This is a genomic window from Pseudomonas sp. Root562 (genome assembly GCF_001427125.1).
GTDB lineage: Bacteria > Pseudomonadota > Gammaproteobacteria > Pseudomonadales > Pseudomonadaceae > Aquipseudomonas.
Genome location: NZ_LMGK01000025.1, coordinates 694,519 through 714,173, shown reverse-complemented (window position 1 = coordinate 714,173; position 19,655 = coordinate 694,519). Strand labels below are relative to the sequence as shown.

Annotated in this window: 20 protein-coding genes and 2 pseudogenes; 13 read left to right on the top strand and 9 right to left on the bottom strand. The window is 59.5% G+C overall.

Features of this window, described 5'->3' with window-relative positions; all coding sequences use genetic code 11:
- Positions 1-207: 207 nt before the first annotated feature.
- The gene (locus ASD60_RS26885; RefSeq protein WP_056856885.1) at positions 208-1,254 is read right to left on the bottom strand and encodes a class I SAM-dependent methyltransferase; all 1,047 of its coding nucleotides are present in this window, start codon (positions 1,252-1,254) and stop codon (positions 208-210) included.
- 458 nt (positions 1,255-1,712) lie between these two features.
- Here ASD60_RS26885 and ASD60_RS26880 point away from each other — a divergent pair, with 458 nt between their 5' ends.
- The 4 genes from ASD60_RS26880 (at position 1,713) to ASD60_RS26865 (ending at position 6,776) form a co-directional block, all read left to right on the top strand.
- Positions 1,713-3,047, top strand: coding sequence for an acetamidase/formamidase family protein (locus tag ASD60_RS26880; RefSeq protein ID WP_056856884.1), 1,335 nt, complete (start codon positions 1,713-1,715; stop codon positions 3,045-3,047).
- A 142-nt stretch (positions 3,048-3,189) separates the two neighbouring features.
- Positions 3,190-4,029 (top strand): HvfB family MNIO-type RiPP peptide maturase, encoded by an 840-nt coding sequence (locus ASD60_RS26875; protein ID WP_056856883.1) that lies wholly within the window; start codon positions 3,190-3,192, stop codon positions 4,027-4,029.
- Positions 4,022-4,780 carry an HvfC family RiPP maturation protein gene (locus tag ASD60_RS26870; protein WP_056856882.1) on the top strand — a complete coding sequence of 253 codons (759 nt, stop codon included), beginning with the start codon at positions 4,022-4,024 and terminating at the stop codon, positions 4,778-4,780. Before ASD60_RS26875 ends, ASD60_RS26870 begins: the two co-directional genes overlap by 8 nt.
- A 370-nt stretch (positions 4,781-5,150) precedes the next feature.
- Positions 5,151-6,776 (top strand): methyl-accepting chemotaxis protein, encoded by a 1,626-nt coding sequence (locus tag ASD60_RS26865; RefSeq protein ID WP_056856881.1) that lies wholly within the window; start codon positions 5,151-5,153, stop codon positions 6,774-6,776.
- 25 nt (positions 6,777-6,801) lie between these two features.
- Here the strand turns inward: ASD60_RS26865 and ASD60_RS26860 are convergent, their stop codons facing one another.
- The 5 genes from ASD60_RS26860 to ASD60_RS26840 all read right to left on the bottom strand — a co-directional run bounded on the left by ASD60_RS26860 (position 6,802) and on the right by ASD60_RS26840 (position 11,094).
- Positions 6,802-7,749 (bottom strand): phosphatidate cytidylyltransferase, encoded by a 948-nt coding sequence (locus ASD60_RS26860; protein ID WP_056856880.1) that lies wholly within the window; start codon positions 7,747-7,749, stop codon positions 6,802-6,804.
- Complete coding sequence (locus tag ASD60_RS26855; protein ID WP_056856879.1) at positions 7,746-8,345, bottom strand: lysophospholipid acyltransferase family protein; 600 nt, start codon at positions 8,343-8,345, stop codon at positions 7,746-7,748. Before ASD60_RS26855 ends, ASD60_RS26860 begins: the two co-directional genes overlap by 4 nt.
- Positions 8,332-8,964, bottom strand: coding sequence for a CDP-alcohol phosphatidyltransferase family protein (locus ASD60_RS26850; RefSeq protein WP_056856878.1), 633 nt, complete (start codon positions 8,962-8,964; stop codon positions 8,332-8,334). The genes ASD60_RS26855 and ASD60_RS26850 overlap by 14 nt, the downstream gene beginning before the upstream one ends.
- 82 nt (positions 8,965-9,046) lie before the next feature.
- The gene (locus tag ASD60_RS26845; protein WP_056856877.1) at positions 9,047-10,357 is read right to left on the bottom strand and encodes an ATP-binding protein; all 1,311 of its coding nucleotides are present in this window, start codon (positions 10,355-10,357) and stop codon (positions 9,047-9,049) included.
- The gene (locus ASD60_RS26840) at positions 10,354-11,094 is read right to left on the bottom strand and encodes a response regulator (RefSeq protein ID WP_056856876.1); all 741 of its coding nucleotides are present in this window, start codon (positions 11,092-11,094) and stop codon (positions 10,354-10,356) included. The genes ASD60_RS26845 and ASD60_RS26840 overlap by 4 nt, the downstream gene beginning before the upstream one ends.
- A gap of 305 nt (positions 11,095-11,399) precedes the next feature.
- Between ASD60_RS26840 and ASD60_RS26835 the strand changes: the two genes are divergently transcribed.
- The 3 genes from ASD60_RS26835 to ASD60_RS26825 all read left to right on the top strand — a co-directional run bounded on the left by ASD60_RS26835 (position 11,400) and on the right by ASD60_RS26825 (position 13,283).
- The gene (locus ASD60_RS26835; protein WP_056856875.1) at positions 11,400-11,663 is read left to right on the top strand and encodes a DUF2790 domain-containing protein; all 264 of its coding nucleotides are present in this window, start codon (positions 11,400-11,402) and stop codon (positions 11,661-11,663) included.
- A 49-nt stretch (positions 11,664-11,712) separates the two neighbouring features.
- The gene (locus tag ASD60_RS26830; RefSeq protein WP_056856874.1) at positions 11,713-11,967 is read left to right on the top strand and encodes a hypothetical protein; all 255 of its coding nucleotides are present in this window, start codon (positions 11,713-11,715) and stop codon (positions 11,965-11,967) included.
- Between the two features lie 89 nt (positions 11,968-12,056).
- Positions 12,057-13,283: a cytochrome c biogenesis protein DipZ gene (locus tag ASD60_RS26825; protein WP_056856873.1), complete on the top strand. Its 1,227-nt coding sequence runs from the start codon at positions 12,057-12,059 to the stop codon at positions 13,281-13,283.
- A gap of 9 nt (positions 13,284-13,292) precedes the next feature.
- Here the strand turns inward: ASD60_RS26825 and ASD60_RS26820 are convergent, their stop codons facing one another.
- The gene (locus tag ASD60_RS26820; RefSeq protein ID WP_056856872.1) at positions 13,293-14,285 is read right to left on the bottom strand and encodes an AraC family transcriptional regulator; all 993 of its coding nucleotides are present in this window, start codon (positions 14,283-14,285) and stop codon (positions 13,293-13,295) included.
- A 182-nt stretch (positions 14,286-14,467) separates the two neighbouring features.
- Between ASD60_RS26820 and ASD60_RS26815 the strand changes: the two genes are divergently transcribed.
- A complete protein-coding gene (locus ASD60_RS26815) occupies positions 14,468-14,737 on the top strand; it encodes a DUF4242 domain-containing protein (protein ID WP_056856871.1) in 270 nt (89 codons plus the stop codon).
- A 43-nt stretch (positions 14,738-14,780) separates the two neighbouring features.
- Positions 14,781-15,593 (top strand): class I SAM-dependent methyltransferase, encoded by an 813-nt coding sequence (locus ASD60_RS26810; RefSeq protein ID WP_056856870.1) that lies wholly within the window; start codon positions 14,781-14,783, stop codon positions 15,591-15,593.
- Between the two features lie 384 nt (positions 15,594-15,977).
- Here the strand turns inward: ASD60_RS26810 and ASD60_RS29075 are convergent, their stop codons facing one another.
- Entirely contained in the window at positions 15,978-16,214 is a 237-nt protein-coding gene (locus ASD60_RS29075; RefSeq protein WP_156386303.1) for a hypothetical protein, read from the bottom strand.
- A 335-nt stretch (positions 16,215-16,549) separates the two neighbouring features.
- Between ASD60_RS29075 and ASD60_RS26800 the strand changes: the two are divergent.
- The 3 genes and pseudogenes from ASD60_RS26800 to ASD60_RS26795 all read left to right on the top strand — a co-directional run.
- Positions 16,550-16,905, top strand: a pseudogene (locus tag ASD60_RS26800) (DUF6124 family protein); the annotation flags it as partial.
- Between the two features lies 1 nt (position 16,906).
- Positions 16,907-17,005: DUF6124 family protein (locus ASD60_RS29975; RefSeq protein ID WP_442966032.1), on the top strand; the 99-nt coding region annotated here is incomplete at its 5' end.
- A 646-nt stretch (positions 17,006-17,651) separates the two neighbouring features.
- The coding region (locus ASD60_RS26795; RefSeq protein ID WP_156386307.1) for an RHS repeat-associated core domain-containing protein at positions 17,652-18,611 on the top strand (960 nt) is incomplete at its 5' end.
- Between the two features lie 99 nt (positions 18,612-18,710).
- Here the strand turns inward: ASD60_RS26795 and ASD60_RS26790 are convergent.
- Positions 18,711-18,890 (bottom strand): annotated as a pseudogene (locus ASD60_RS26790) (curlin); the annotation flags it as partial.
- Between the two features lie 407 nt (positions 18,891-19,297).
- Between ASD60_RS26790 and ASD60_RS26785 the strand changes: the two are divergent.
- Positions 19,298-19,654 carry a DUF6124 family protein gene (locus ASD60_RS26785; RefSeq protein ID WP_056856866.1) on the top strand — a complete coding sequence of 119 codons (357 nt, stop codon included), beginning with the start codon at positions 19,298-19,300 and terminating at the stop codon, positions 19,652-19,654.
- Position 19,655: the final 1 nt, after the last annotated feature.

Here is a 19,655-nt window from a genome sequence, read left to right as displayed (position 1 = left end):
CTACAGACAAGGTCAGGAGCAAATCCTGCCTTCAGGAGCGATCGGCCTCCCCCCAGAAACGCACTTGCTGTTGTATGAGTCCTTGAGCGTAACCTCTCTCTTTGGACTCAGGGTCAACATACAAGGAGCGAGCATGCTCGCGAAGGTGGGTCAGCTGAGATCAATGTACCTGACGCACTCTCATGAGCAAGCTCACTCCTGCAAAGATTACTTGCGCGCCTCCAGAATCAGGTTGAACGGCGTTTGCGTAGCCCGACGGAAACTCGAGAACCCGGCCTCGGTGAAGACCTTGCGCAACCGCGCTTCACCCGCTTGCGCACCGAGCCCGAGCCCGACCTCCTGGGACAATGAGTTGGGAGTGCAGATAAAGGTCGAGGCTGCATAGAACAACCGGCCGACCGGGTTGATGTTGTCATCGAGCGCGTCATTGGCGAACGGCTCTACCAGCAGCACCGTGCCGTCCGGTTTCAATGACTGATAGGCGTGCTTCGCCGCGCCTACGGGGTCACCCATGTCATGCAGGCAGTCGAAGTAGCAGATCAGGTCGTAGTCGTCGCCGGGGTAGCTTTTCGCCGTGCCCTGGAAGAACCGCGCGCGGCCGGACACGCCGCCTTCTTCGGCGCGCTGGGTGGCCACGGTCACGGAGGGCGCGTGGTAGTCGAAGCCGACGAATCGCGAATTCGGAAACGCCTGAGCCATGATCACCGTCGACGCGCCATGGCCGCAACCGACGTCCGCGACTTTGGCGCCTTGCTCCAGTTTGGCCACAACGCCTTCAAGGGCCGGCAGCCATTCGGCGATCAGGTGAGCTTTATAGCCGGGACGGAAGAACCGTTCGGTGCCGCTGAACATGCACGGATGGTGATCGCCCCAGGGCAGGGCGCCGTCACCGCGCATCGCTTTGATCAGTTTGTCCTTGTCATGAAAAAACGACGCGACCACGCCGATGCCGCCAGCGATGTAGACCGTCGAGTCTTCTATGGCCAGGGCCAAAGCCTGTTCCTCAGGCAGGCGGAATTGGCCGTCGCTGTGTTCCATATAGCCGGAGGCGGCATGGGCGCTGAGCCATTCGCGCACCAGGCGGGGGTTGCAGCCGGTCTTGTCGGCGAGGGTTTCGGGGCTGATCGGCTGGCTGTCGGCCATGGCCCGGTACAGGCCCAGCTCTTCGCCGAGAATGACGTTGGCGAGCATCGCCGCGCCACCCATGTCATTCACCAGTTTGCCCATGAAATCGTTGAGTCTGGCCTCGTCCATCACGTGTGCTCCTTTGACAGGATCACAGTCCGGAAGCGTTGTTGGTCCGGGCGGTGGTCGTGGGAATGAACAGGACATCAAGCAGGTCCTGTGGTGCATTAAGTTTAGTTCGCAGGCCGTATACCGCGGGTTGGAGCGACGAAAGTGCTCCATGGCTTTGCCCTGAACCCTGTGGGAGCGGGCTTGCCCGCGATAGCGGTGTGTCAGCCGCCGAAAATGCAATAGGTGCCGGCCTCATCGCGGGCAAGCCCGCTCCCACAGGGTTTTGCGGCGATCTCATGTATCCCACTGTATCCAAACGGCCTCTCGATACAGTCTCGCGCAATTGCAGACCCCCACCGAACACAGACCAGATACAAACCTGCGCTGAACTGTTGAGCCACTTTCCCTGGCCGCATTCACCGGCGGCCGTTCGCTCCTGACTCTGTTCCGCGCCTGATGCGGTCAAGGGGACCACAATGACAACACGTGTGCCTGAATCCAATCTCAACGCCACACCGGTCGATCGCCTGCGGGTCGATCACTACACCAACGGCATTATCGGCCCGAGCCAGCCGATGCTCGGGCCGCTGGCTGACGGTGGCACCCTGATCACCGGCACGCCGCCGGGCTGTTGGGGACCGATGATCACGCCGGCCTTCGAGGGTGGCCATGAAGTGACACAACCGGTCGCCATCGTCGGTGCACAGATCGGCGATGCCGTGGCGATCAAGATCAAAAGCATGCGCGTGACGTCGCTGGCTACATCCTCCGGCGTGATGAAGTTCGTTGAGGGGCGCTACAACGGCGATCCGTTCGTCGCCAAATTCTGCTCCAAATGCGGCACCGAACACCCGGCCAGCCATGTCGATGGCATTGGCGAAGACGCGATTCGTTGCAACAACTGCGGCGCTGAAGTCAGCGCGTTTCGCTTCAGCCACGGCTATGTAATCGTGTTCGATGCGCAGAACCAGGTCAGCCTCACGGTCAATCAGGACATCGCCAATCAACTGGCCGGCAACGCCAGCGAAATGTCGGCACTGCCGGAGTTCGCTGCGCAGCACTCGATCCTGTCCCTGGCCCGTGCCGATATTCCGGGCGTCGCGGCGCACATGCGGCCGTTCCTCGGCAACATCGGCACGATGCCGTCCCGTGACATTCCCGATTCGCACAACTGCGCGGATTTCGGCCAATACCTGATCAATGCACCGCACCGTTTCGGCATGACCCGCGAAGAACTGCACGCGGCCAAGACCGACGGCCACATGGACACCAATTCGATCCGCGAAGGCTGCGTGTTGATCTGCCCGGTGAAAGTGCCGGGTGCCGGGGTGTACATGGGGGACATGCACGCTCAGCAGGGCAATGGCGAGATCGCCGGGCATGCCACCGATTGCTCCGGGGAAACCGAAGTGGTGGTGCAGGTGGTGAAGAACCTGACCCTGGATGGGCCGATCCTTCTGCAAAACCTCGATGACCTGCCGCCGATGGCGCGACCAATGAACGCCGAACAGCAGGCCAACGTCCGGGCGTTGGGTGAACGTTGGGGCCAGCAGGAGATCGAGCAGAGCGGTCCGATCACCTTCATCGGTAGCGGCGAAAACCTCAACCTTGCGGTGGAGAACGGTTTGCAGCGCGCCGCTTCCGTCACCGGCCTGCCTTATGACGAAGTGCTCAACCGCGCCACCATTACCGGTTCCATCGATATCAGTCGCTTGCCGGGCACCGTGCGCGTGACGTTCCTGTGCCCGATGGACGTGCTGGATCGCATCGGCATCGGTCATCTGGTGCGCGAGAAGTACGACCTGGCGTAATGCCGGGCGGCGGGCCTGTACCACAGTGTGTACAGGCCTGCTGACGATACAAGTCCTGCCGTTTTCCGTCGGCGCACGACACAGAGCCGATACAGCGTTTCGGTTAACTGTGAGTCCGTAACGACAACCTGAGATCGACACCATGCAGACCCCCCTCACTTCCGCCAAGGCCAGCGCCGGGCTCGGCTTGCGTCGCGGTTTAATGAAAGACCTTCAGGCTGCCCCAGCCGGTCATTTCGACTTTCTTGAAGTCGCTCCGGAAAACTGGATCGGTATCGGCGGCGCCCATGGCGCGGCGTTGCGAGGCCTGGCCGAGCGTTATCCGTTGTCCTGTCACGGCTTGTCGCTGTCGCTGGGTGGGCCGTCGCCGCTGGATGTCGGGTTTCTGCAAGAGGTGCGGGTTTTTCTCGATCACTACAACGTGCCGCTGTACAGCGAGCACCTGAGTTACTGCAGCGATGACGGTCATCTTTATGACCTGTTGCCGCTGCCGTTTACCGAAGAGGCGGTGCATCACGTCGCTGCGCGCATCCGCCAGACCCAGGACATTCTCGGTCGACGCCTGGCTGTGGAAAACGTCTCGTACTACGCCGCGCCGCAGCAGGACATGGATGAAGTCACGTTCACCAACGCCGTGCTGCGCGAAGCCGATTGCGACCTGTTGCTGGACGTCAACAACGTCTACGTCAATTCGATCAACCACGGCTTCGATCCGCGTACCTTCCTGGCCGGCATTGATGCCAATCGTGTGGTGGCCATGCACATCGCCGGGCACTTCGATGAGTCCGACACCTTGAAAATCGACACCCATGGCGCCTCGGTCAAACCTGCGGTCTGGTCGCTGCTGGCCGAGGCCTATGCACGTTTCGGTGCGCAACCGACGCTGCTGGAACGGGACTTCAACTTCCCGGCGTTTTCCGAACTGGTTGCCGAACTGGACACCATCCGCCGTTTACAGGCCGAGGAGGTGAACCGTGGCTAAGCGTTCGCTGCACCAACAGCAAAACAGCATGGGCCTGTACCTGCGCGACCCCGACCACTGCGCGCCACCCCCCGAGATGGACCCGGCACGGGCGCAGGTTTATCGCGATCTGGTGTTCGCCAACCTGTCGTCGCTGATCAGCGGTACTTTCCCGGTGCTGGTGAAGATCCTCGGTGACCAACAGTGGCGGGCGCTGGTGCGAATCTTCCTGCGCGACTACCGTGCCCACACGCCGAAATTCGGTGAGATCGCGCAAGAGTTCGTCGAGTTTCTCGCGTCAGAGCCTGAGGCATTGGCCAGTGGGGCGTGGCCGCCGTTCATGGTGGAACTTGCGCACTACGAGTGGGTTGAGATGGCGCTGCAACAGTCCGAAGCTGAGCCACTGTCATCCGGCGATAGCGAGTCGTTGCTGGATCGTCCGTTGCAGGTTTCACCCCTGGCGTGGCCACTGGCGTATGCCTGGCCGGTGCAGAGGGTGGGACCGGATTTCCAGCCCGATGTGGCGCCGGATCAGCCGACGTTGCTGTTGGTTCGTCGAGACCCGGATTTCAGCGTGAAATTCTCCGGGTTGAGCCCGTTGGCGTTTCGACTGTTGCAGCGCATCGAGGAATTTCCCGGGCTGACCGGACGGGCGCAGTTGCAGGCATTGGCGGACGAGGCGGGAATGACCGGCTCATCAGAGTTCTTTGATAACGGCCTGGCGTTGTTGCAGCAGTTGCATGAACAATCCGTGGTGGGCGTGAACCTCTGACCGGCGCCAATCTCCAAACCACCACACATCCCCTGTAGGAGCGAGCCTGCTCGCGATGGCGGTCTTTCAATCAGAAATGATGTGACTGACTCACCGCTATCGCGAGCAGGCTCGCTCCTACAGGGGGGGGGGGTGCTGCGTGAAAATGGGTACTTGCGTGCCAGGTGTCTCACCGCTGAAACAGTACTGACTCTTTGAAATTTATTTGCTGAACCCCCCGCAATAATCCTCAAGCCTGGCCGATACAACCAACAGGCGTACATGAATTCATTACAACAATGGCGCCTGTCTGAAGAAGCGTGCGCCCATGCCCGCCATTTCAGTGATCACGCAAGGATGCTCGCCGCCACACTTTCCCGAGAGTCGTCCTATGTCCTTGCGTCAGCTGAATATCGCGCCTCGCGCTTTCCTGGGTTTTGCCTTCATTGCCTTGCTGGTCATCGTGCTCGGTGTGTTCGCGGTGAACCGCATGACGGTTATCCGCCAGGCCTCCGTCGACATGGAGGCGACGCAACTGCCCAGCGTCGGTTTTCTCGGCAACATGACCGAAAACGTCCTGCGCATGCGCATTTTGTCGTTCCGGATTTTGGTCAACCGCGATCCAGCGGCGTTGCAGGAAGCCCAGACGCGCATCAACGTGCTGATCGACAAGCTGCGCAGTGCGCAAGCCAGTTACGCCGCGCTGCCGGCCGGTGCCGAAGAAGCGCAGCTGTACAAGACGTTCGAGGCCACGCTTAACAACTACATGCAAGCCCAGAACCAGATGATGGAGCTGTCGCGGCAGAACAAACTCGATGAAATGCGCGCGCTGATCAATACGCGGATCAAGGACGGTACCGATCAGATGGGCGAGCAGTTGAACAAATTGGTGGCGCTCAATAACGCCGATGCCAAGCAGGCATCGACCGTAGCCGGGGACAATTACGACAGTGCCATTACCGGCATCGTCGCAGTAGCGGTAATCGCGTCGTTACTGACCGTGCTGTTGGCCTGGCTGTTGACCCGCAGCATCGTCACGCCGTTGAACCGCGCCGTACTGGCCGCACAGACCATTGCCGAAGGTAACCTGACGAAGACCATCGAGGTCGATGGCAAGGACGAACCGGCGCGGTTGCTCGGCGCCCTGGCCACGATGCAGGCCAGCCTGCGCAAAACCATCGAACAGATTGCCGGTTCCGCCACACAACTGGGCACGGCCGCCGAAGAACTCAGCGCGGTGACTCAAGACGCATCCCGTGGTTTGCAACAACAGAACAATGAAATCGAACAGGCCGCCACCGCCGTCAACGAAATGACCGCCGCCGTGGAAGAAGTGGCGCGTAACGCGGTGTCGACCTCCGAAGCATCGAATCAATCGACCCAGGCCGCCCGTGAAGGCCGTGACCGTGTGGTGGAAACCGTCGATGCCATCCAGACCATGACCCACGACGTGCACAACACCTCGCTGATGATTGAAGGTCTGGCGGCCCAGGGGCGTGATATCGGCAAGGTGCTGGATGTGATCCGTGCCATCGCCGAGCAAACCAATCTGTTGGCGCTCAACGCGGCCATCGAAGCGGCCCGTGCCGGCGAAGCAGGGCGGGGGTTTGCTGTCGTGGCGGACGAAGTTCGGGCGCTGGCCCATCGCACGGCGCAATCGACCCAGGAGATCGAGAAGATGGTCGCCGGCATCCAGAACGGCACCGGCGAAGCCGTGGCATCGATGCAGCAAAGCAATCATCGCACCCAAAGCACTCTGGAGTTGGCTCGCGCCGCCGGTGTGGCGCTGGAGCAGATCACCCAGTCGATCCACCTGATCAATGAGCGCAATCTGGTCATCGCCAGTGCCTCGGAGGAGCAGGCGCAGGTGTCCCGCGAAGTCGATCGCAACCTGGTGAACATTCGCGATCTGGCTTCGCAGTCCGCCGCCGGTGCCAACCAGACCAGCACCGCGACCCATGAGCTGTCGCGATTGGCGGTGGATCTGAATGCGCTGGTGGCGCGGTTTGTCATCTGACCGACAAGCCGTGGTTGTCATCGGTTTACAGCACGGAAAAGAAGTACCGGGTCAGGTGAAAGAAGATCGGCGCGGCGAAGCAGATCGAGTCCATGCGATCGAGCATGCCGCCGTGCCCCTTGATCATGGTGCCCCAGTCCTTGGCGCTGAGGCTGCGTTTGATCGCAGACATGACCAGGCCACCGAGAAAACCCATGACCACGATCACCAGCGACATCAACAGCGACTGCCAGAAGTTGAACGGCGTCATCCAGAACATGCAGCCGCCGATCAGCGTGGCGGACAGCCCGCCACCTACCAGCCCTTCCACGGTTTTCGAAGGGCTGACCAACGGCGCGACTTTGTGCTTGCCCAACAGCTTGCCGAAGACGTACTGCAGCACATCACTCAACTGCACGACGAACACCAGATAGAACAACAGCAGCGCGTTCTGGCCGGTGAACCCTTGCAGGTCCAGCAACAAAAGGGCCGGCGCGTGGCTGATGCAGTAAACGCAGATCATCACGCCCCACTGGATCTTGGCTGTTCTTTCCAGAAACGCCTCGGTGTCCTGGCTCAACACCGCGATCGCCGGCAACAACAGAAAGGCATACACCGGAATCAACAGCGTGAACATCGAGTACCAGTGGCTGCCGATCAGCAGGTATTGCAGGGGTATCAAGATAAAAAACGCCGAGAACAGCGCGTTGTGGTCGCCCAGTGTCGTCGGGGTCAGGGTGATGAACTCCCTGAGGGCGAACAGGGAAATGAAGCCGAACAGCACCACCGTCGCATTCGGCCCCAATAACCAGGAAACGAAGAAGATGATCACCATCCCCCACCAGGCGTTCACGCGCTGGTTGAGGTTTTCGATGGTGGAGATTGCGCCTTCGCTCGTGGCACGCCTGGCCAGCACTCGACCGATCACCGAAGCGAGCGCCAACAAGCAGGCGATCGCGAAAAAGAACCACAGGAATTTTTGCTCAAGACTCATTTCGACAGCCTCACGATGGCGTCACGCGCCCGCTCCAGAAACAGCTGTTTGTCTTCGCCAGCAATCCTTGGAAGCGGATTGCCGATACGGATGGTGCAGATGATCGGCAGGGGCACGTGCTTGCCCTTGGGCATGGAGCGATGCAGGTTTTCCAGGTAAATGGGCACCAGGTCGACATCGGGGAAGGTTTCGCTGAGCCGGTAGATTCCTGATTTGAATGGCCCCGGCAAGGCCTGGCTGGAGCGGGTGCCTTCGGGAAAAATGATGATCGAGTGACCGGCCCGTACGACATCGAAAATCGGCTCCAGCACATTGGTGCCGGGTGCAGGGTTGCGCTCGATCAGGACCGCATTCAAGCCTTGTTGGGAGATGTAGGAAAGAAACCGGTTTTTGCCCCAGTAATCCGCCGCAGCGACCGGTTTCACATTGACCCGCGCTTCGGGGGGCAGGGCGGCCATGATTGCCAGGGTGTCCATGTGGCTGCTGTGGTTGGCGAAGTAGATGCGCTGGCGGGTGAGGTCCGGCGGGCCTTCCCAGCGGGCGGTGACGCCGATCAGCAGTCTGAGTACCGCGATCAGGGCATTACTGATCCACATGGCCGGCCTCCTTCAGTTGTCTGGAGATTGCCAGGGTGCGGGTGATGCAGGTGGCAGCGGAGCCGATGGCAATGATGATCAGTGTCAGCAGCAGCACGTAGTGGCTGGCGTAAAGGTGGAATTCGACAGCATTGAGCACAAGGCCGACCGTCATCACAGCCATTCGGTGCTGCTTGGCCAGCGGTCCCATGAAATTCTGCTGCAGGCCGATGGCACCACCGAATACCCGGACATACGCCGTCAACGCGGCGGCGAGGGCGGCGAACCAGCCGAGTTCCGGCTGCCAGATTGCGTAACCCAGCCCGACGATCAGCAGACTGTCGGCGATACGGTCGGGAAACTCGTTGTACAGGCTGCCAATCGGGGATTGCTTGCCGCCTTCGATGGCCACCATCCCGTCGAACAGATTGCACAGCAGGCGCAATTGAATGGCGATGGCGCAGCAGATTGATCCGGCTACACCGTTATCGATGTTCAGCGCAATGGCGCCGACGAGTGCAAAGACGATGCTGGTGACGGAGATCTGGTTCGGTGAGATGTCTCTTTTCACCAGCGCGTTGGTGATGTGCTTGGCCCAACCGGTGGAGCGCGCGCTGATCGGCCTTCTGTTGTCATCCATCACTCGGTATCCCTGTCGCTGAGGTTTTACTAAGCGTATATGCATTCAGCGGCTTTACAGGGTTTTCATCGGTGTTGGGCAATCAACCCCGCAACTTGAGCTCGGCACACAAGCCGCCACCCTCGCGATTGCTCAAGGTCAGCGATCCTCCGATCGCCAACGCCAATTGCTGGGCGATCGCCAGACCCAGCCCGGTACCGCCGGTGCTGCGGTTGCGTGAGTTTTCCACGCGGTAGAACGGTTCCATGACCTGGGCCAGTTCTGCTTCAGCGATGCCTGGGCCACGGTCCATGACTTTCACCGAGACGCTGCCGTCGGCGTTTTTTTCGACCAGCAATTCGGCGGCGCCGGCGAACTTCAGGGCGTTGTCGGTGAGGTTCACCAGTACCCGGCGCAAGGCGTGGGGGCGGGTGTCGATGACCGTTGTGCTCTTGCCGTGCAACTGCACTTGCTTGCCCACGTCCTGATAGTCGAACACCAGGCTGTCGAGGAACGAGTCCAGGTCGGTGCGACGACTCTCTTCGGTGGCGCCATGAACGCTGCGGGCATAGGCCACGCCTTCGCGCACCAGATGCTCCATTTCGCTGAGGTCGTTCCACAGTTTGTCTTTTTCGACGCAGTCATCCATGAACTCGGCGCGCAGTTTCATCCGGGTGATCGGCGTTTGCAGGTCATGGGAAATCGCGGCCAACAGCTGCATGCGCTCCTTCAGGTAGGCGGCGATGCGCGCCTGCATGGCATTGAAAGCCCTGGCGGCATGGGCCACTTCGGTCGGGCCTTTCTCGTCCAGCAGCACCGGATGGGTGTTGGGATCGAGGGTGTCCACGGCCTCGGCAAGGCGGGTAAGGGGGCGGATGGCGATGCGCACGGCCAGCCAGGTGCAGGCGAGCATCAATGCCAGTTGGCCGAGCAGCACGATGGGCAGCCAGGGCGACAGCGGCACCATTGAAGGCCGCACGTCGATGGTCAGCGGGCTGCCATCCGACAGTTTCAGGTGGACCTGAAAGCGTTTCTGCGGGCCGGGAATGTCGGTTACGGTCATGGGATACTCCATGCCGATGGCATCCTTGATCGAAGTCATCGCGATGGGCGCCTCGGGCATGTTCATGTCCATGGAGGTACCGGGCGAGCCTTCATCCAGCAGATAGCGGTAATTGCGTCGATCCAGTTGCTTGAGCCATCCGGCGCGCTCATGGGCGGGCAAGCGGTCAAGGATGGCGACGGAAGTCGAGACGTCGGTTTCCAGGTTGCCGAGCATGGTGTTTTTTGCGCTTTCGTAGCGCTCGTAATACTGCGCACCAAAGGACAGCGCCTGGGCGAGGATCAGGCCGATCAGGAAGATCAGCGACAGCCGCGAAGCCAGGGTGCGAGGCCAGCCCATCGACAGCTTCATGCTGGCGCACCGACGATTTCCACCGGCAGCGAAAATACATAGCCCTCGCTGCGCACGGTCTTGATGTAGGCCGGTTCGCGGGCATCGTCCAGCAAGCGTTGGCGCAGGCGGCTCACCAGCAGGTCGATGGAACGATCGAACAGATCGGCGTCACGGCCCTGGGTCAGGTTGAGCAACTGGTCGCGGTTGAGTACCCGCTGCGGATGATCGAGGAACACCCGCAGCAGGCGGTATTCGGCACCGCTCAAGGCGACCATGGTGCCGTCGCCGTCCAGCAGATGACGGGCCGAGGTGTCCAGCTGCCAGCGCCCGAAGGCCAGCAGGCGGCTGCTTTCGGTGACCACCAGGTTGGGTGGCAGCATCCGTGTGCGGCGCAACACCGCGTTGATCCGCGCCAGCAATTCGCGGGCGGCGAACGGCTTGACCAGATAGTCGTCGGCGCCCATCTCAAGGCCGATGATGCGGTCGGTTTCATCGTTGCGGGCGGTGAGCATCAACACCGGCGTGGCCTTGTGTTTTCCCGAGCGCAGTTCGCGGCAGAGCATCAGGCCATCGTCGCCCGGCATCATGATGTCGAGCACGATCAGGTCCACCGGTGTGGACTCGAGAAAAGTCCGCATCTGCCGGCCATCGGCGACGACGGTGGTGCGCAGGCCATTCTTCTTCAGGTAGTTGCCCACCAGTTCGCGGATCTCGCGGTCATCATCAACGATGAGAATGTGATCGACGTGCTCCATGGGGACTTGCCTCTGTAAGGGGTGAATGCCGCACAGTCTACCGAGCCTTTTCCTGCTCGCCCGCAGGGGTTTGTATTGCAGTGTATCTGGCTTGTCGGTGGATACACACAGACGTAAAAAAGCGATTTTCCGGGGTTTTGTATCGCTCTGTATCCCGCGCCGGCTCAGATACTTACCGATTTATCCGCGCCTGTTCCCGACACATACGGGATACCTCGCGAGCTTTTAATAGGTTCCATCGAGGCAAGCCTAACGGCCTCTAGCCAACAAACGATTGACCCTATCGAACCTTGAGGAAAACCGCCATGAACACCAAAGCCGTCTACGCCGCTTGCCTGTTTGCCGCCCTGAACATCTGCACCTTGTCGGCCCGTGCCGAATCCGATGTCAGCGCTAAACCGTACACCTACGGTACACACCTGGACATTCAGAAAGTCGTATCGCTGAAACAGGACGCCACGCCTTCTTGCGGTGTGGTGGATGCGCAACTGACCTACCTCGATTCCCAGAGCAAAACCCACGTCGTGGACTACCGCAAGATTTCCGATAACTGCGGCTCGGATAACTGAGTCCTGCGATCAGCCATTGCCCAGCCCATTTGAAACGAGGAACAACACCATGAACAACGTCAGCCGATTCTTGACCGCCATTGCCTTTTCCGTCGCCGGCGCCGCGGCCCACGCCAATGCCGCTGTTGAACAAAGTGCCTGCGGCAGCAGCACGTGCTTTCAGCTGACGCCGGTGGCGCAGAAGGGCGGTGAGGGGTTCCTCGCCGAGGATGGCTACAACCGCACGCCGCAAGCTCAGGTGGTTGCCGAAAACGGTTATAGCCACACGCCACAGGGCAAGCAACAGGAAAGCCAGAACAGCTGAAGCCCGAACACCACCGTTCCACTGTGGGAGCTGGCAATCAGCTTCCACAGGGGATGTATGTCGCCCTCTGATTCGTAATAGGTGATCCCATGTTTCTCATCGCTTTCCTGGGCGGCATATTGACCGTCCTCAGCCCGTGCATTCTGCCAGTCGTGCCGTTCCTGTTCGCGGGCGCCGACCGCACCCGCTCCTCGATCCTGCTGACGCTCGGCGGCATGGCCGTGACATTTGCCCTGGTCGCCAGCCTGGCGGTGGTCAGCAGCGAGTGGGTCATTCAGGCCAGTAATGCCGGCCGCCATGTGGCCCTGATCGTGATGGTGCTGTTTGCCCTGTCGCTGATTTCCGCCCGGGTCGGCGACTGGCTGGCACGACCGTTCGTGTTGCTGGGCAATCGCCTGGACCCCGACAGCCGGAAGGTTTCCGGTCCGCTGGGCTCGCTGATGATCGGGGTCGCCACCGGTCTGCTCTGGGCGCCCTGCGCCGGGCCGATCCTCGGGGTGATCCTCACTGGCGCCATGCTGCAAGGCGCGAACGCCGGCACCAGTCTGTTGTTGGTGGCCTACGGCCTCGGCAGTGCATTGTCGCTGGGCGTCCTGATCTTCGCCGGTCGCGGCCTGGTCAATCGCCTGAAACCATCGATCCCGGTCACTGGCTGGTTGCGTCGTGGTGCCGGTGTCGCCGTATTGGCCGGGGCGGCGGTGATCTCCACTGGCGCTGATAGCGTGCTGTTGGCCAATACCTCGTCCGAAGGTGTCAGCCGCGTCGAAAAAGGCGTGCTCGAAACCGTGCCCAAGGTCGTCGACTACTTCGTCAGCAAGGTCAAGGCCGATTCCTTGGATAATGCCCAGGGCCCCATGCCCTCGCTGAACGGCGCTGTGCAATGGCTCAATTCGCCAGCCCTGACCAACGAATCGCTCAAAGGCAAAGTGGTATTGGTGGACTTCTGGACCTTCGACTGCATCAACTGCAAGCACACCCTGCCGTACGTCAAAGACTGGGCGAAGAAGTACGAAAAGGACGGACTGGTGGTGATCGGCGTGCACACGCCTGAGTACGGCTTCGAACGGATCATCGACAACGTCAAGGACAAGGTGAAGGAGTACGGCATCACCTACCCGGTGGCAATCGACAACAACTACGCGATCTGGCGCAACTTCGACAACCAGTACTGGCCTGCCCACTACCTGATCGATGCCAAGGGCCAGGTGCGTTTCACCCACTTCGGTGAAGGTCGGTATGACACCCAGGAGCAGATGATCCAGCAGCTGCTGGAAGAGGCCAAGGCCGACGCCAAGGCTAGCGCTCCAGCCGTTTGATCCTGCCGTTCAATGGCTCACATGCATTGTGCCGTGGGTCACCGAGCGATTCTCCTGACTGCGCCGCCACGCCGCTGGCGGCGCTCCATACTCTCGACGAAATGCCCGACTGAACGCCGTGTCGGTCTGGTAACCCACTTCTTCGGCGATGCGCATCAAGGAACTGTTACTGCTGCGTAACAGGTTGGCTGCGAGCAACATGCGCCATTGCGTCAGGTACTGCATCGGCGACACCCCGACCAATTGTTGGAAGCGCTCCGCCAGCACGGATCGGGAGGTGCCGGCCGTTCGTGCCAGTTCCTCCAGGGTCCAGGTGTGGCAGGGCTTTTTGTGCAAGGCATTGAGTGCGGCGCCGACGATCCGGTCGCTGACCCCGGCCAGCCACCCGGTGCGGGCCTTGCCGTGCTCATGCATGTACAGGCGCAGGACTTCGATGAACAACACTTCGGCCAGTTTGGCCAATACGCCTTCACCGCCAGGCCGCGGCGAGCGGGCTTCGGCCAAGGCATAGCGCACCGAAGATTCCAGCCAGACCCCGGCATTCGAACCGCGCACATTGACCCGCACCACGGATGGCAACCCAGTCAGCAACATGCCCGCCAACCGCGTATCGCACGCCAGATAACCACAGACCAGACGCGTGACCGCGCCGCCGCCACCGTAGCTCAGTTGCCGTGGTCGTCGCGCCAGCACCTTGTCCAGCCGCGTCCCGCTGGCCGGCGTCAATCCTGGTTGCGAGCTCATGCGATGGGCATCGCCCTGGGGGAACACCACGACATCGCCAGCGCTCAGCTGCAGGGGCGGATCATCCCCCAGTTCGACATAACACTCGCCCTCGGTGATCAGATGGAAGATCACCACCCGCTCGGCGTTTGGCTCCAGAAACGGTGCCGCCGTATCGGCCCTCGGTGATTGATAGCACCACGGTGCAGTGAACCGGGCATTGATGAAAATGGCGCCGACCAGACGGACGACACGCAGGGTCTGTGACAGGGCATCCATGATGACCTTCCCGTGCGGACCGATGTTCTCGATTGTGAGCCTGCCGCAGCGACTTGTGAAACCGCCGGACGATCGGCCAAGGTTGGCCGACGATCGGACAGGACGCCGGAGGCCGGCAGCGCGATAGTTGACGCACAGGGTCAGCCCGGCTCTGTCATCAATAACAAGAATGAGAGGTTGCCATGCCTAAGTTCGTCATAGAACGCGAGATTCCAGGTGCTGGAACACTGTCAGAAAGGGATTTGAAAGCCGCTTCGCAAAAGTCCTGCAGGGCCTTGCGCGATGTGCCGCAGGTGCAGTGGCTGCAGAGTTATGTCACCGGTGACAAGCTCTACTGCGTGTACATCGCACCAAGCGAAGAACAGATCCAGGAGCATGCACGGCTGAGTGGTTTCCCGGCCAATCGCGTTTCCCAGGTCATGAACATCATCGATCCCACCACGGCGGAATAACGCGCCGGTAGTTGATCTGTGTTCCAACCCAGAGATCGTCTCCATGAGTACACCCATTGATCTTACTGCCTTGAAAAACCGCCAGATGGCCGCCTGGGCCAGTGGTGACTACGCCGTCATCGGCACGACTTTGCAGATCGTCGGCGAGCAACTGGCCGAAGCCTGTGATCTGTTGTGCGATGAGCAAGTGCTCGATGTCGCGGCCGGTAACGGCAACGCGACGCTGGCTGCCGCGCGGCGCGGTTGTCAGGTCACCTCCACTGACTATGTGGCCGCATTGCTCGAACGCGGCGAAGATCGCGCCCGGGCGGAACGCCTGAACGTCACCTTCCAGGTGGCCGATGCCGAAGCGCTGCCGTTTGACGATGGCAGTTTCGATGCCGTGCTTTCAACCTTCGGCGTGATGTTTACCCCGGATCAGGCCCAAGCCGCCTCGGAGCTGGCGCGGGTCTGTCGGCCCGGTGGCCGGATCGGTCTGGCCAACTGGACGCCGGAAGGTTTCGTCGGCCAGATGTTCAAGACCCTCGGCCGGCACATGCCTCCACCACCGGGCGCGCAACCGCCTTCGCAGTGGGGCACCGAAGCCTGGCTGCACACACACTTCGACGAGCGCAACTTCCTGGTTCAGGTGACGCGCAAGACCTTCAATTTCCGCTATCGCAGCGCGGCGCATTTCATCGACACCTTCCGTATGTGGTACGGCCCGGTGCACAAGGCATTCGCAGCATTGCCACCGGACGGTGCCAAGGGGCTGGAAAACGACCTGACGGAACTGATCAATCGTTCGAATCGGGCGGGGGACAGGTCTTTGGTGGTGCCGAGTGAATATCTGGAGGTGGTGATTACCCGGCGTTGAATTTGCTTTGGTCCCTGTGGGGGCTTGCTCTCACAGGGGCTGGAGTTGAGCGGGTGAAGGTGAGTGGTGATTGGTTGAATATCTGTCGCTGCGGCAACGGCGGCTCATGGTTGCGCTTTTACAGCCATCCCTACACCAAACCTGTGGGAGCTGGCTTGCCAGCGATAGCGGCCTGCCAGCCAACCAATCCCTAACAGATGTACCCGATCCCTGCAGGAGCGAGCCTGCTCGCGAAAAACGATGGGCGACACGGACATTCAGATAGCCCGCGTCATCGTTAACGACCATCGCGAGCAGGCTCACTCCTACACAGGTTGGTTTCGTTTGCTGAAATCCCATAGACCACAAAACCTGTGGGAGCTTGGCCTGCCAGCCGACCAATCTCTACCAGATGTGCCCGATCCCTGCAGGAGCGAGCCTGCTCGCGAAAAACGATTGGGCGATACGGACATTCAGATAGCCCGCGTCATCGTTAACGACCATCGCGAGCAGGCTCACTCCTACAATGGATGTTTTCGTCTGCTGAATCGGCATAGACCACAAAACCTGTGGGAGCTTGGCTTGCCAGCGATAGCGGCCTGACAGCCAACCAATCCCTACGGCATGTTTAAAAGCGTTCAAGATTGCTTCCTGAAAGCTACGTTGCCTTGCGTCGTTACCTACAACTACGCCAGAATCCGCCGGCTTGTGCGCCTTGGCCCTTGTCTCTATCGTTCTCGTGTCGCTACTTTTCCAGCGATCGGGTTTAGCAGCTCGGTAAATTTCAAGGCTCGCCAGTGTCACCCTTTGATCAGTCTGCACACTCGGAGTGCAGGCAAGTCTGCGTCATGGTGGCTGTGCGTGGGGCACTTCGGTGCGCCGGGTTCCTTGATCCCTGGTCTGCTAACCCGCGTACAGCCGCCACCTTTTCGTTTAGCAGCGATGTATGGCGGCTCCATTGATCAAGGAGTTTTACCATGTTCAAGCCCACCCCAAATCCCCCTGAAACCGACACCGTTTCGCCCTACGATTCCCCCAACTCCAAAAAACTCCACGAAGCCGCCGACCGGGCGTTGGACTACCACCTCAACCCACCGAAAGCCCCGTCCCCAACTCATCAACCCAGCACCATGTTCACCATCGTCCCGGATATCAACACCGAAACGCTGTTGGCCCATGCCTGTGAATCCCTGGCCTCGGCCAGTGTCATGGCCAGTGACCTTGCCGGGTTCGTCGAAGGCCCGCAGCGCAATGCCCTGCTGGGGATCGCACAGATCATCATGCTGGGAGAACTGGCGGTAAATCGGGCACTGGATAACCTCGATCCGCAGTGNGAAGGCCCGCAGCGCAATGCCCTGCTGGGGATCGCACAGATCATCATGCTGGGAGAACTGGCGGTAAATCGGGCACTGGATAACCTCGATCCGCAGTGAYGACCTGAGCAGTTGACGATGCGCAGATGAAAAAAACCGCGGCCCCCCACAACAGGAGCCGTGGTTTTCACGCTACGAAGGCAGAAGATCAGGCTGCTGGCGTCATCCCACCCAATGCACACCTATCAGTTCTGCTAGTTCCCAACCAAGACAGGCATCTAGATACTCAAACGCGCAGACCTCGAAAAACCGGAGCTCGCACATGTCTACCCGTCAACCCGCGCTGTACGTCCAATATCGCTACGATCCTCTGGATCGTCTGACCAGCCACARCAGGAGCCGTGGTTTTCACGCTACGCAGGCAGAAGATCAGGCTGCTGGCGTCATCCTACTCAATGCACACCTATCAGTTCTGCTAGTTCCCAACCAAGACAGGCATSTAGATACTCAAACGCGCAGACCTCGAAAAACCGGAGCTCGCACATGTCTACCCGTCAACCCGCGCTGTACGTCCAATATCGCTACGATCCTCTGGATCGTCTGACCAGCCACAGTCAATCGAATGAACCCGCACACCAGCGCTTCTACTGCAAAAGTCGGCTCGCAACCGAGATACAAGGCGAATTGCACCGTTCCATCGTCCAGTACGACGACCAGCTGTTGGCGCAGCAGGCACGACAGGGCGATGACCGCGACACTACGCTGNACCGAGATACAAGGCGAATTGCACCGTTCCATCGTCCAGTACGACGACCAGCTGTTGGCGCAGCAGGCACGACAGGGCGATGACCGCGACACTACGCTGTTGAACACCGATTTGCAGCGCTCAGTGCTGCACCGTCTCAAGGCCAGTCAGCCTCTTCATCCCAATGTCTACACCGCATACGGCCACCATGCCCAAAGCGGCTTGCCCTGCCTGCTGGGCTTCAACGGCGAACGACCTGAGCCGGTGACCGGGCATTATTTATTAGGTAATGGCTACCGGGCGTTTAACCCTGTGTTGATGCGCTTCAACAGTCCGGACAGTTGGAGTCCGTTTGGCAAGGGGGGCATTAATCCCTATGCGTATTGTTTGGGGGACCCAATTAATCGGTATGACCAGGATGGACATCTCTCACTATCTTTTGTGATAGGAGCACGCATTTGGAAGAATCGCGCAAAAGCCACAATAGCAAAGAGGGCAGTAGAAGCAGAGGAAGTAGCAGCGACACAAACTATCAGGCTGCATGGTACTGACTACTCATTAAAGAAAGACGTGTTGCCATTGGAAGCTGTCAAGGCTCGTGACAAGATAAATTATCTCTATAAGCTGAGCTCTGATGAGGTCTATCACAACAGAAAGTATCTCGATGATCTGAGCAGCGCACGCAGACAAAGTGAACTTGTTGAAAAAATGACGGGAATACCGGCCAGCCAAAATGATCGCCTTAAGTTGCTGAATTATATAAAGAAACCCGACAAGCGCGGCTTTACGTTTTCCTATTTTAAGCTTATTGACGCGGCTTACGGAAAATTTGATCCTGCAACTTCACCGAGTAATCGCCCGAGCCCCGATTCAGCTAAGCTTTATTATAACGAAATCCAAGCACTCAAAAATTACAATGGATTCGATTTTAGGGCCAAAGCTGATCGTATTAGAGATGAAAACTTCAAAATCAAGCGTTAAACATTGCAAGAAGAGTCACTTTCGGAGTCAGTTACAAGCTGATATCAAACAACAAACCGCGACCCTCCCCCGAGAGCTGCGGTTTATCACGCCGCGCGATTATTGCTGCAACACAGTTGCCTGGTTGGCCGAGCCAAACTGTTGCACGGTGGCCGTTTGCGTCATGCCGCTCCGATCGACACTGGCGATGTTGCCGGTGCCGCCCTGGGTGACGTAAGCGATGTTCATGGTGTCGGCCCGTTTGATGGTGATCATGTTGTCGTCGCCGCACAGTTGCGAGGCCTTAGATGTGCTCAGCTCGTATTCAGGTGTTGATGTGCAGAACTGAACGCCATGTTTAAAAGCATTCAGCACTGGTTCTCTAAGGCTACACAGTCTTGCGTCGTTACCTACAACTACGCCAGAATCCGCCGGCTTGTGCGCTTTGCCCCTTGTCCCTATCGTTTCCGTGTCGCTGCCAATTCAGCGACCGGGTTTAGCGATCCGAACAGTTACAGGGGCTTCAGCACTCCAGTCTCGATTGCATACGATCCAATCTATGCAGTTTGATTATGGCGGCTGTGCGTCGGAGACCTTCGGGTCTGCCGGGTTCTCCTGTACCCCGGTTCGCTAACCTTCGTACAGTCGCCACCCTTACTTGTTTAGCGACAGGTTTTGGTGGTTCCAATTTCTACAGGAGCTCCACCATGATCAAACCCACCCCCAATCCCCCTGAAACCGACACCGTTTCGCCCTACGATTCCCCCAACTCCAAAAAACTCCACGAAGCCGCCGACCGGGCGCTGGACTATCATCTCAACCCACCGAAAGCCCCGCCCCCCACTCACCAACCCAGCGCCATGTTCACCATCGTCCCGGATATCAATACCGAAACGCTGTTGGCCCATGCCTGTGAATCCCTGGCCTCGGCCAGTGTCATGGCCAGTGACCTCGCCGGTTTCGTGGAAGGCCCGCAGCGCAATGCCCTGCTGGGGATCGCACAGATCATCATGCTGGGAGAACTGGCGGTAAATCGGGCACTGGATAACCTCGATCCGCAGTGAT

Coding starts and splice junctions, on each gene's coding strand:
- ASD60_RS26785 (WP_056856866.1), top strand. CDS start 19,298: ATGATCAAACCCACCCCCAATCCCCCTGAAACCGACACCGTTTCGCCC.
- ASD60_RS26840 (WP_056856876.1), bottom strand. CDS start 11,094: ATGGAGCACGTCGATCACATTCTCATCGTTGATGATGACCGCGAGATC.
- ASD60_RS26815 (WP_056856871.1), top strand. CDS start 14,468: ATGCCTAAGTTCGTCATAGAACGCGAGATTCCAGGTGCTGGAACACTG.
- ASD60_RS26850 (WP_056856878.1), bottom strand. CDS start 8,964: ATGGATGACAACAGAAGGCCGATCAGCGCGCGCTCCACCGGTTGGGCC.
- ASD60_RS26855 (WP_056856879.1), bottom strand. CDS start 8,345: ATGTGGATCAGTAATGCCCTGATCGCGGTACTCAGACTGCTGATCGGC.
- ASD60_RS26830 (WP_056856874.1), top strand. CDS start 11,713: ATGAACAACGTCAGCCGATTCTTGACCGCCATTGCCTTTTCCGTCGCC.
- ASD60_RS26860 (WP_056856880.1), bottom strand. CDS start 7,749: ATGAGTCTTGAGCAAAAATTCCTGTGGTTCTTTTTCGCGATCGCCTGC.
- ASD60_RS26875 (WP_056856883.1), top strand. CDS start 3,190: ATGCAGACCCCCCTCACTTCCGCCAAGGCCAGCGCCGGGCTCGGCTTG.
- ASD60_RS26810 (WP_056856870.1), top strand. CDS start 14,781: ATGAGTACACCCATTGATCTTACTGCCTTGAAAAACCGCCAGATGGCC.
- ASD60_RS26835 (WP_056856875.1), top strand. CDS start 11,400: ATGAACACCAAAGCCGTCTACGCCGCTTGCCTGTTTGCCGCCCTGAAC.
- ASD60_RS26825 (WP_056856873.1), top strand. CDS start 12,057: ATGTTTCTCATCGCTTTCCTGGGCGGCATATTGACCGTCCTCAGCCCG.
- ASD60_RS26820 (WP_056856872.1), bottom strand. CDS start 14,285: ATGGATGCCCTGTCACAGACCCTGCGTGTCGTCCGTCTGGTCGGCGCC.
- ASD60_RS26845 (WP_056856877.1), bottom strand. CDS start 10,357: ATGAAGCTGTCGATGGGCTGGCCTCGCACCCTGGCTTCGCGGCTGTCG.
- ASD60_RS26865 (WP_056856881.1), top strand. CDS start 5,151: ATGTCCTTGCGTCAGCTGAATATCGCGCCTCGCGCTTTCCTGGGTTTT.
- ASD60_RS26885 (WP_056856885.1), bottom strand. CDS start 1,254: ATGGACGAGGCCAGACTCAACGATTTCATGGGCAAACTGGTGAATGAC.
- ASD60_RS26880 (WP_056856884.1), top strand. CDS start 1,713: ATGACAACACGTGTGCCTGAATCCAATCTCAACGCCACACCGGTCGAT.